The organism is Flavobacterium amniphilum (assembly GCF_023634845.1).
Classification (GTDB): domain Bacteria; phylum Bacteroidota; class Bacteroidia; order Flavobacteriales; family Flavobacteriaceae; genus Flavobacterium; species Flavobacterium amniphilum.
In genome coordinates this window covers 65,028-77,218 of the sequence record NZ_JAMLJL010000004.1, presented here as the reverse complement: position 1 = coordinate 77,218, position 12,191 = coordinate 65,028, and the positions used below count along the sequence as shown (strand labels likewise).

The window sequence follows — 12,191 nt, the reverse complement described above, 5'->3', positions numbered from 1 at the left end:
TTAACTGTTTTTCTTTATGATTTCTTCTGCTAAGTGTAAATAATTAGTTGCTCCTTTGCTGGTTGCGTCATAATTGATGATGCTTTCTCCGTAACTAGGTGCTTCACTTAGTTTAATATTTCTTTGTATTACGGTTTCAAAAACCATGTTGTTGAAGTGTTTCTGTACTTCTTCCACTACCTGATTTGATAAACGTAAACGTGAATCGTACATGGTTAGCAATAAACCTTCGATGTCTAATTCAGGGTTATGGATTTTTTGGACACTTTTGATAGTATTCAATAATTTTCCTAAACCTTCCAATGCAAAGTATTCACACTGGATTGGAATTACCACACTGTTAGCTGCAGTTAATGCATTAAGTGTCAATAATCCTAATGACGGAGCACAATCGATGATGATATAGTCGTATTTGTCCACCACGCTTTCCAATGACTTTTTAAGCATGTATTCGCGGTTTTCTTTGTCGACCAATTCGATTTCGATAGCAACAAGGTCAATATGTGCAGGAATAACATCTACATTAGGTGCTGAACTGGTGATGATTGTTTCTTCCGGAGTATTACTATGTTCTAAGATTTGGTAGGTACCTGTTTCGACTGATTCCACATCGATACCCAATCCTGAAGTGGCATTGGCCTGAGGATCAGCATCAATTAGTAATACTTTTTTTTCTAAAACACCTAAAGCGGCCGCTAAATTGATAGAAGTGGTTGTTTTTCCAACGCCACCTTTCTGATTAGCAATTGCGATGATTTTGCCCATTTGATTTTTGAAATTTTGAGCCGTAAAAATACAACTATTTATGGTATATGAAAATGTATTTTGTTAACAATTTAACAAACTTTGAGCCTGTCGTTTGACAGGCTCTTTTATAGTCGCAGTTTACAGTCTTTTAAGTTGTAAAAACGTTAAATTTTTATGCTTATTATTTATTGCCTTTAGATTTGATCATGGCTTCAAGCATGTCCCAAAGTTCGGTTGGAATTGCCTCCAGTAAATTGAATTGGCCTGCTCCCTGTAGCCATTCGCCCCCGTCGATAGTAATCACCTCTCCGTTTACATAAGCTGAAAAATCAGATACTAAATAAGCAGCTAAATTAGCTAGTTCCTGATGATCGCCCACACGCTTCAAAGGCACTTTCTTGGCCAAGTCAAATTTGTCTTTTAAATCACCGGGAAGTAAACGGTCCCAGGCGCCTTTGGTAGGAAATGGTCCTGGAGCGATGGCATTGGTTCTGATGCCGTATTTTGCCCATTCCACGGCTAAGCTTCGGGTCATGGCCAGTACACCGGCTTTGGCCGTAGCACTCGGAACAACATAAGCAGATCCGGTCCAGGCATAAGTGGTAACAATATTCAGGATGTTAGTATTGGTTTGTTTTTTATCGATCCAGTGCTTTCCAAAAGCAAGTGTGCAGTTTTTGGAACCTTTCAATACGATGTCAATAATGGTATCCCATGCATTAGCCGACAATCGTTCAGTCGGGGAGATGAAATTCCCTGCAGCATTGTTCAGTAAAACATCTACTTTGCCGTATGCTGCCAAAACATTTTCAAGCATGGATTCTACCTGATCATAATGACGAACGTCGCATTGTAAGGCAAGGCATTTTCCGTTGGTTTCGGTTTCGAGTTCCTGTGCAGTCGTTTGCAGTTTGTCCAGATCACGGGAAGTAATGGCTACTTTGGCACCCAATTCCATAAAATATTTGGTCATGGCTTTTCCTAAACCGCTTCCACCACCGGTTACCACAATTACTTTGTCTGCCAGTGCATTGTCACGCAGCATTTTTGCTGATAAATTCATAGTCCTTTGTTTTTTAGATGTAACGTAAAGTTACTAAAATTATCAGTGTTTGTGAGCTAAAAGGAGTTATGATTGTAACCTCTGTGATTTTAGGAAATAATAAAAGTTGGAAATTTATTATGCAATTCCAACCTTTTGTCGGTAATTGTACTCTTACTTAATTATAACCCCGCTATTAAATCTATGAAAAAATTATTGTTTTCTTTCTGTTTGCTTGTTATGGTCCATGTACAGGCCCAGAGTCCGCAATTGAATATAAAAGGAGCGGATTCTGCCCAAGTGCGGATGAACAAAATGTATGTGAAAGTGAATGTAGCGGGAAATATCGCTTACACCACCGCAGAAATGCATTTCACTAATTCAGGTTCCCGTCAAATGGAGGCTGAGTTGCTTTTTCCACTTCCCGAAGGGGTTTCGGTTTCAAGGTATGCCTTGGATATAAACGGGGAAATGCGCGAAGCAGTTCCGGTGAATAAAAGCAAAGGAAAACAGGTTTTTGAAGCTATTGAACACAGAAATGTAGATCCCGGTTTGCTTGAAAAGGTTGAAGGGAATAATTTTAAAACCCGTATTTATCCAATCGTTCAGGGAAAGGAGCGGATTATAATAATCGGTTACGAACAGGAATTGACCGGTTTTGACAAAAAGAATCTGGGTTATCAGTTGGTAAGCCGTTATCCAAAAAAACTGGATGAATTTGAATTGGTCATCAATGTGACAGGATCAACGTCAAAACCTTCAATAGAGGAAGAGTCAGGTTCTCTTTCTTCTTTTGAAAAGTCAGAAGATCCACAATGGGTCAAATCGTTTACCGCTTCTGTTAAAAAGAAGAATTATAAGCCAACAGAAAAGATGTGGATTAAAATTCCAATCCGGGAAGAAATTCCAAGTACTTTGGTTCAATCTGTGAAAGGGCAACATTATTTTTATGGAAGTACTACGGTTGAGAGTAGTAAAATACAAAAGAAAGCACCGGTATCAATCGGTTTGGTGTGGGATAATTCGTTAAGCTGTAAAAACAGGGATATTAAGAAAGAATTGCAGGTATTGGATGCTTACTTCAAACAACTGAAGAATGTTCAGGTTGCGTTGTACCTGCTGAATTACAATTTTGAAAAAGGGAAGGTTTATAACGTGTTTAACGGTGATTGGACCGAATTGAAGTCGCAATTGGAAAATACCCAATATGATGGTGGGACCCGTTATTCAAAAATTGATTTGACAGGTCAGGATGAGTACCTGTTTTTCAGTGACGGACTTTCTTCGCTGAGTGATAATCTTTTGGACAAAACCAAAAAGCCTGTTTATACAGTTACTTCATTGCCTTCAGCCGATTATGCTTTTTTAAATTATACCGCCATGAAATCAGGAGGGGATTTTATTAACCTGAATGAGCTTGATGCGACAAAAGCTTTGGATAAATTAGCGTACCAAAGTCTTAAGTTTTTAGGAATCAAGGAAAATTATATGGTAACTGATCTATATCCGATGGCCGGAACAACTGTTTCGGGGAACTTCAGTTTTTCGGGGATTTCACTGAAAGAACAAAATGAAGTAGTATTGCTTTTCGGGTATAATGATAAACCGGTTTCTGAAAAGAAAATCGTTTTGGATGCCAAAACACAACAGGCAGCAGAAGTAAATATCGAGAGACTTTGGGCTCAAAAAAAGATTGCCAACCTGGAAATCCAGTATAAAAAGAATGCGGAAGAAATCGAAACCATGGGTAAAAAGTACGGTATCGTAACCAAGAACACTTCACTGATTGTTTTGGAGGATATCAACGATTACATACAATATGATATAGTACCGCCTGCCGCGTTAAGGGCCGAATTTGATAAGATCCAGAAGCAAAGCCAGGAGAACAGACTGGCTGAAAAGAAAAGTAATTGGGAAAATGTAGAGCGATATCATGGGGAATTGAACGTTTGGTGGAATAAAGACATAAAATATGTCAAGCCAATCGTTAAAAAGGGGAAACCCAATAGGAAAGATGGTGTTATGATTGACAGGCCAACGAATGGTGTCGATAGAGAAGTTACTGAGCCGGATTACGGAAGAGAACAGATGAGTCAATCAGAAGGAGTAGCAAGAAGGAGAAGTGTGGTTTCTTCCACTACAGCAGTCGCAACTGAAGAAATAAAAACTACCGAAGAAATTAAAGATAAACAAATCAGCGCTGCCGAAGTCGACGAAGTCAAATTCGTAAATCCGCGTGTTGTTACAGAATCCGTTGAGTTCAGAGACGGAGACAAAAACAGTAATAAGTCTGAAGCAGTTCGTCAATTAGAAGGTAAAGTGTCTGGTGTAGCTATTAATCAAGGAAGAAACTATACACCTGATGGTCGTCCTGAAACACGAGAGACAAGACAAAGGGAAATACCTAATAGGCTGTCTCACACTGATACAATTAGTAATTGGGCCACACATGATTTTACCACAACCGATGGTGTAAAAACGGAAGGCTGGAATCCTGACCGTATCTATTTAAAAGCGCTTGAAGCAGCTCCGGCTGATAAACAATATGCTTTGTATTTGCAGTTGCGCGAAGAACAGTTTAACAATCCGGCTTTCTATTTTGATGTGGCTAATTTCTTCTATAATAAAGGAGATAAGCAAAAAGGGCTGTTGATTTTGAGTAATATAGCCGACTTAGGCTTGGAAAACCATCAATTGTATAAATCGTTAACCTATCAGTTGCGTCAGTGGGAGGCATACGAAGAGGCATTGTATACCGCAGGTCAAGTAGCTAAATGGAGAGAACATGAACCGCAAAGCCACAGGGATCTGGCTTTGGTACTGGAAGATAACAAAAAGTATCAGGCGGCTTTCGACGAATTGGTTAAGGCTTTGGAAACAAATTATTTTGCTAATATGAGCGGTCAATATGCAGGGGTTGAAGACATTATCCTGATGGATATTAACCGTTTGCTGGCTGAACATCCTGGCATTAACATTGGTGATTTCGATAAAAAATACCTGAAACCCATGCCGGTTGCCGTTAGGATTATCCTCAACTGGAACCAAATAGATAAGGATATCGACCTGCATGTGATTGAACCAACAGGCGAGGAGTGTTACTACGGGCACACGGATACTGAAATAGGAGCAAGGTTCTCAAAAGATTTTACGCAAGGGTACGGACCGGAACAGTATTTGCTGCGTAATCCCCTGAAAGGGAAATACCTGATCAAAACAAATTATTATGGAGAGAGTTCAATTAGTGAAGACGGTCCGGCTACCGTGATGGTGGAAATTTATATAACCAAAAACGGCGTAACCGAACGAAAACTGCAAACCATCCAATTGGGAACAGTAAAAGAAAATCAAAATTTAGCTGAATTACTTTTAAACTAACCTTCTCTATATACTAACCTCGGTAATTCAGCGGAAAAACACCAACATTTAGTTGGTGTTTTTTTATGGCTGAATGTTATATACGGTTGAGTTTTTCTGCTGCGGCAATCAATGTCTCATCGGTTTTGGCAAAACAAAAACGTAACATCTGCCTGTCGGTGGCGTCGTTGTAAAATACAGATATTGGTATGGCGGCCACACCGTGCTTCGTAATCAGTTCTTTGGCAAAATCCACATCATTGGCCGCACTGATGGCTTTGTAATTCACCACCTGAAAGTAGGTCCCGTCGCAGGGCATGAGTTCGAAACGACTGTCTTTGATCAATGATTGGAACAAATCCCGCTTCTCCCGGTACATCTTCGAAATAAGGTCAAAATCAACTATGTCGAGGTATTGCGCAATAGCATGTTGACCAAAACTGTTCACACTGAAGACTAAAAACTGATGGACTTTCTTGATCTCAATCATCAGGTTTTCAGGAGCAATCAGGTAACCCACTTTCCAACCCGTAACGTGCAATGACTTCCCAAAAGAAGAAGCAATAATGGTTCTGTGTTTTAACTTCTCACGGGTATTGAACGAAATATGTGGCTGCGAAAACGTAATGTATTCATACACCTCATCGCTTAGTATAAGAATATCCGGATGTTTTTCGAGTATCAGTTCCAAAGCTTCAAAATCAGCCAGTGTCCATATCCTCCCGGTGGGGTTATGCGGATTGTTAATGACAATCATCTTGGTTTTGGCCAAAATCGCCGCTTCAATACGGTTAAAATCCGGAGTGTAATCCTCGTTCAATGAAATCCTAACCGGTCTTCCGCCAGCTACCAGTACCGAAGGTTCGTAACTGTCATAACTCGGGTCCAGGATAATCACCTCATCACCATGACCCACTAATGCATTGATGGCAGTATAAATCCCCTGTGTGGCACCGGTTGTAATCAGCATTTCGGTAGCAGGATTAACGTTTCGGTTGTACTGTTTTTGGGTTTGAAGCGCAATCTTCTCCAATAAAGAAGGCAGGCCCGCCATGGGTGTATACTGATGGATGTTGTCTTTCAGAATGCGTTCCGAAATCTCCAGTAAGCGCTTGTCTTCCGGAAAATTCGGGAATCCCTGCGAAAGATTGATGGCCTTGTGCTCATTCGCTAATTGGGACATCACCGAAAATATACTGGCCGTTACGTTGGGTAGTTTAGACATGTTAGTTTAGATATTTTAGTTTGAATGTTGTAAAGTTATAAAGATAGACTTCTTAGATCGTTAGACTTCTTAGATTTTTAGACTTTGCAGATCGTATTTTTATTGGTACAAATCGTTACTTATATGGTACAGATAACCCTTTAGCTGGTACCGGTCGTTGTTTAGCTGGTACCAAAGACTTTTTAACTGGTACCGAAGACTTTTTAGGTGGTACGGATAACTTTTTAAGTGGTACAGATGATTGTTTAGGTGGTACCAAAGACTTTTTAAGTGGTACTGATAGTTTTTAGGTGGTACTAATAGTTTTTAAGTGGTACTAATAGTTTTTAAGTGGTACTGGTAGTTTTTAAGTGGTACTGATAGATTTTAGGTGGTACTAATATTTTTTAAGTGGTACTGAAGACTTTTTAGGTGGTACTAGTCACTAATTATTAGTCACTAATCACTTTTTAAGTGGTACCGATAGTTTTTAGGTGGTACTAGTCACTAATTACTAGTCACTAATCACTTTTTAAGTGGTACTGAAGACTTTTTAGGTGGTACTAGTCACTAATTACTAGTCACTAATCACTTTTTAAGTGGTACTGAAGACTTTTTAGGTGGTACTAGTCACTAATTACTAGTCACTAATCACTTTTTAAGTGGTACCGAAGACTTTTTAGGTGGTACTAGTCACTAATTACTAGTCACTAATCACTCTTCACTAATTACCAGTTACTGGTCGCTCATAATTCATAATTATAAAAGGGACACTAAGTACAACCGACTTAATATCCCTTTAAAGTATCTAATTACTAATCACTCTTTACTTGATTCCTCAGCTTACTATTCTTCTTCCCATAAAAGAAATAAATCAGTATCCCGATGGCCAGCCATGCAAATAGTCTGATCCATGTACTCAACGGAAGCGAAACCATCATCAGTACACACGTTACAATTCCTAATATAGGTACAACCGGAACCCAAGGTGTTTTGAAAGGACGCGGTAAATTCGGTTCCTTCTTTCTTAAAATTAAGATACCGATACACACCATCACGAAAGCCAATAATGTCCCTATGCTTGTCATTTCACCCACCACATGAATCGGAACCAAGCCCGCAAACAAGCTGATGAACACACATAATAGTATGTTTGATTTATACGGAGTGTTGAATTTCGGGTGTAACTGCGAAAATACCTTTGGTAACAAACCATCATTACTCATGGCGTAAAATACACGCGATTGTCCCAGCAAATCGACTAATATCACCGAAGTGTAACCAATCAATATCGCCATGATTACGGCCGTGCCCAACCAAATGTAAGGTGTCTTGGCAATCGCAATGGCAACCGGTGCCGCACTGTTTTTAAATTCGGTATAGTGTGCCAATCCTGTCATCACATACCCGAAAGCAATAAATAAAACAGTACATACAATCAGCGATCCAAGGATTCCTATCGGCATGTTTTTCTGCGGATTTTTAGTCTCCTGTGCCATCGTTGCCACAATATCAAACCCAATGAATACAAAAAATACCACTCCGGCACCTCTCAATATCCCAGAAACACCATACTCCCCGAATGTCCCTGTGTTAGCCGGTATAAACGGATGATAATTCTCAGGGTTAATGTATTGCCAACCTAATGCGATGAACAATAATACGACGCCAACTTTCAATGTCACGACAATTGCATTAAACAACGCCGATCCTTTCGTTCCTCTTATAATTACGGCTGTAACCAATGCAATGATCAATACGGCCGGAAGGTTAATAATCCCACGGATGGTTTCACCGTTTGCACCGGTAGCGGTTTCAAAGGGTGACATGACTAACTGTGGTGGTATGTACAACCCGAATTTCTCTAAAAACTTAACTAAATATTGGGACCAACTGATACCTACCGTCGCGGCACCCACCGAGTATTCCAATATCAAATCCCACCCGATGATCCAGGCAAATAATTCCCCGATGGTAGCATACGCATACGTGTACGCACTCCCCGAAACCGGTACCATTGAAGCAAACTCGGCGTAACACAGCGCACTGAAGGCACAGCCCACGGCTGCCACTACAAATGACAAAATAACGGCGGGTCCGGTGTTGTTTGCTGCTGCAATCCCTGTTAACGAGAACAGTCCGGCGCCAATAATAACTCCAATTCCAATCATGATCAGATTGAAACCGCCCAAGCTTCTCTTCAAGCTGTTGGTTCCTGTGTTAGCGGCCTCTTGTTGTAAGGCTTCAATTGATTTTTTTAACATATATATAGATTTGTGCCATCCTTTTAGGACGGAAACGTTTAAAAACGGCACAAAGGTAAAACAACTGATTTTTAGTCTCTTAAAACCCCACCGATTAATATTCTGACAGAATGGGGGATGAGGCAGTGTTTTTCGCTCTTTACAACTTTTGATTGATAATAATTTCGTGATACAGGAGAGAAGTAACTTTATTTACTGAAATTCATTGTAAAGTTACTGAGGCCCTAAGAATCTAAGTTTAATATTTCCGCTTTGTTGTCATTTCGACGAAGGAGAAATCTCATAAAGTAAAATCACAGTTGGTTTTAGGGTTTGAAATTTAAAGTTTATTTCCATTTAAGAAGTCTAACGATCCAATAATCGAACAATCTAAAAATCCATCTTATGATTTGAGTCATAAAATGATATATAAGTATGGAATTAGCTTTGCTTCATCTCAATGTTTAATTATACAAATATGAATACCCATCAAAAAGAGCTGATTAAAGCTACCATTCCTCTTTTAAGAGAAAGCGGAGAAACCCTGACCAATCATTTTTACGCCCGTATGTTTAATGCTCACGCAGAGTTGAAAAATATGTTCAATATGGGCAACCAGGCCAATGGAAGGCAGAAAGCGGCTTTAGCCAATGCAGTTTTGGCTTACGCCGAAAATATCGACAATCCCGGCGTATTGATTCCCGTATTGAAAGGAATTGGCACCAAGCACCGAAGTCTGAACATCCAGCCCGAACAGTATAAAATCGTAGGCACCCATCTGATTGCTTCCATTGCCGAAGTAGCCGGAGAAGCTGCCACCCCCGAAATACTGGAAGCTTGGACAGCGGCTTATTATGAATTGGCCGAAATAATGATCAATCTTGAAAAAGAGCTGTATGATGAAAATGTAGCCAAACCCGGAAGCTGGAACGGTTGGCGTAACTTCGTCATCAAAAGAATTGTAGACGAATCGGCAGAAATCAAATCCTTTTACCTCCATCCCGAAGACGGGAAACCAATTGCTGCTTTCGAGGCGGGACAATACATCAGTGTGCAGGTTTTCGTCCCTGAATTAGGATTGCTGCAGCCGAGACAATACAGTTTATCAAGCGCTTTCCATCCGGAATATTACAGGATTTCGGTAAAAAAAGAATCGGGAATGGCACCCAATCCCGGCGGAATGGTTTCACAAACACTGCATTCCAAGAATGAAGGCGAAGTCATTTCGGTTTCGGCACCGGCAGGATTGTTCCATTTAGAGAAAGACTCCAAAAATCCATTGGTACTCATCAGCGGTGGAGTAGGATTGACGCCAATGCTGAGCATGCTGGAAACTAATTTAAGTTCGATCCAAAACAAGAAAACCGTCTGGATACACGGCTGCCGTAACGAATCGGTACATGCTTTTAAAGACAGGCTTGCGGTTTTGCAGGAAGAAGCAGCCGGTTTGGAAACTTTTACGTTTTATGATTCCCTTCCCGAAACAGACAATTCCAATCAAATAATTGAAGGCCGTGTTGATCTTCAAAAATGCAAGGAAGCCATATTGTTGGACGAAGCCAAGTTTTACATCTGCGGCCCCGAACTGTTTATCAAAGCACAGTACGAAGCATTGGTTAACCTCAATGTAAGCAAGGATCATATTTTCTATGAGGAATTCGGTCCACAGTCCATTCATTTGAATTAAATGTGGGTTACTGTAGGAAGCAAAAGAAACCATTTGAAATTGGTTCTAAAGAATCTGGTCACGACATTTTTTATCACACTTACCCTGACCACGATCAATTGCACTGATACCTCAGCGTTTGTCTTTTTCTGGATACGCTCGTGGTTCATCGCGGGGCTGATTTCAAATGTGTTTTCTTTTTGTGTTTTTAAAGTGAAAAAGCCTTCGTGATGAAGGCTTTTTGTATGTAGATTTATGACTTAGTTTTATTTGCACTTTCCTTTATTCATCTCCTTCGCCATCTCCATGGCATTGTACACATTCAGCACTTTTCCGGTTTTAGACAGTTCCGAAAACTTGACTTTCTTGTCTTTAGTTCCCGGTACAATAACATCCAAATCATAAGACGTCCCGGACTCCAGAATGATATATTTCATCTGTTGAACGGTCAGTTTTGGGTAATACAACCAGATCAACGCTGCTGCACCCGATACCATGGGAGCAGCCAGTGAAGTCCCCGAGTCAAAACTGTATTGGTTATCGGGGATTGCTGTATAAATATCTTCTCCCGGTGCAAACAAATCAACATTGACTTTACCGTAATTGGAAAATGAAGACACCATTTTTTCTCCATGGTTTTTATTGATGGAACCTACGTTGATGAAGTTGTTGCATACCTCTTTTTTGTAAAAATCATTGGGAAAGAAAGTGGATTCATCAATATTCATCCCGTTATTTCCCGCGGCATGAATTACCAGAACATTATGCTTTTCGGCATATTGTAATGCTTCTTTAATCAATTCAGGATACATGGAAAGATCTTTTCCAAAAGACATATTGATGACTTTTGCTCCGTTATCTACCGCATATTTGACTGCCAATGCGATATCATGATCATGTTCGTCACCGGAAGCGCAGACGGTTAAAGGCATAATTTTGATGTTATCTGAAAAACCTTTTATTCCTAAATTGTTTTCTCTTTTAGCTGCAATTATACTCGATACTTCTGTAGAATGATTGCTAAAAGTGGGTATTCCTTTTATTTCAACCTGTGTTTTATTATTGCCATAACCTCTATTTGAAGTTTCACTGTCAATATTCTTTCTCTCATTGAAAGAAAGGCTACAACTCTTATTTAGGGTTGAATCCTTTTGTTTCAATGCATCGGTTAATTCTGCATAACTATTCAATCCTACGTCTATACTGGTCATATAGGAATCCAGTAATGCACCTAAATCCTGATCATTACTATCTCTGCGCTCTTTATAAGTTTTGTCGTTTATTTTATATTTTCTGTATAAGCTGTCCAATTGCTTATAGGTATAATTCTCTTTGGGAAAAAAATGGCGCAGCGTGTCTTTTGTCTTTTGATACAGTGAAATGTCATACTTTAAGGACTTTATGTAACTGTTGAAATATTTTGAGAATTTTTTGTCGTTTTCAATTGCCTTTAAATATTGTTCGTATTTGAACTTATCTTCGACTGAAATTTCCTCTTTTGATTTATTTTTAAAAATAGGTTCATAGTCACGGAGTATTCTGATGTATTCAAAATTAGCCCATACTGTGTATCCGCCTGCTTTATTTCCTAAAAAGTTCCAGCCGTGGATATCGTCCGTGAATCCGTTTTTATCGTCGTCAATCCCGTTATTGGGAATCTCTTTCTTGTTGGTCCAAATATTTGTGTTTAAGTCTTCATGAAGTGCATCGATTTGTGTGTCGATAACTGCCACAATTATTTGTTTTTTTGGAGACAAGTGTTTAACACTGTTTATTGCTTTGTCAAGACTGATTCCCGGAATATTCGTTGAACCATAATCTTCATGGTGCCAGAATTTTGGCTTTTCAGAAGTAATATCATTTTTTTGTGAAAAACAGTTGCTTATAAAAATGAGGGATGTTATTATTATATAGATTTTGGCTTTCATTTGA

General features: G+C 39.5%; 7 protein-coding genes. 2 read left to right on the top strand and 5 right to left on the bottom strand.

Annotation, left to right across the window (positions count from 1 at the left end; genetic code table 11):
- Both NAT51_RS05890 and NAT51_RS05885 read right to left on the bottom strand, forming a co-directional pair.
- The gene (locus tag NAT51_RS05890; protein ID WP_250596428.1) at window positions 1-765 is read right to left on the bottom strand and encodes a ParA family protein; all 765 of its coding nucleotides are present in this window, start codon (window positions 763-765) and stop codon (window positions 1-3) included.
- Window positions 766-928: 163 nt separating this feature from the next.
- Window positions 929-1,810: an SDR family oxidoreductase gene (locus NAT51_RS05885; protein ID WP_250596426.1), complete on the bottom strand. Its 882-nt coding sequence runs from the start codon at window positions 1,808-1,810 to the stop codon at window positions 929-931.
- Window positions 1,811-1,993: 183 nt separating this feature from the next.
- Here NAT51_RS05885 and NAT51_RS05880 point away from each other — a divergent pair, with 183 nt between their 5' ends.
- Window positions 1,994-5,167 (top strand): VIT domain-containing protein, encoded by a 3,174-nt coding sequence (locus tag NAT51_RS05880; protein ID WP_250596424.1) that lies wholly within the window; start codon window positions 1,994-1,996, stop codon window positions 5,165-5,167.
- 76 nt (window positions 5,168-5,243) lie between these two features.
- On the opposite strand, the gene NAT51_RS05875 is transcribed toward NAT51_RS05880, so the two are convergent.
- Together NAT51_RS05875 and NAT51_RS05870 are read right to left on the bottom strand one after the other, a co-directional pair.
- Window positions 5,244-6,371, bottom strand: a complete 1,128-nt coding sequence (locus tag NAT51_RS05875) for a methionine aminotransferase (RefSeq protein WP_250596422.1) — start codon at window positions 6,369-6,371, stop codon at window positions 5,244-5,246.
- Between the two features lie 794 nt (window positions 6,372-7,165).
- Window positions 7,166-8,614: an amino acid permease gene (locus tag NAT51_RS05870; RefSeq protein WP_250596420.1), complete on the bottom strand. Its 1,449-nt coding sequence runs from the start codon at window positions 8,612-8,614 to the stop codon at window positions 7,166-7,168.
- Between the two features lie 457 nt (window positions 8,615-9,071).
- Here NAT51_RS05870 and hmpA point away from each other — a divergent pair, with 457 nt between their 5' ends.
- Window positions 9,072-10,280, top strand: coding sequence for an NO-inducible flavohemoprotein (gene hmpA / locus NAT51_RS05865; protein WP_250596418.1), 1,209 nt, complete (start codon window positions 9,072-9,074; stop codon window positions 10,278-10,280).
- 245 nt (window positions 10,281-10,525) lie between these two features.
- Here hmpA and NAT51_RS05860 read toward each other — a convergent pair whose 3' ends face one another.
- Window positions 10,526-12,187 (bottom strand): S8 family serine peptidase, encoded by a 1,662-nt coding sequence (locus NAT51_RS05860; RefSeq protein WP_250596416.1) that lies wholly within the window; start codon window positions 12,185-12,187, stop codon window positions 10,526-10,528.
- Between the last annotated feature and the right edge of the window lie 4 nt (window positions 12,188-12,191).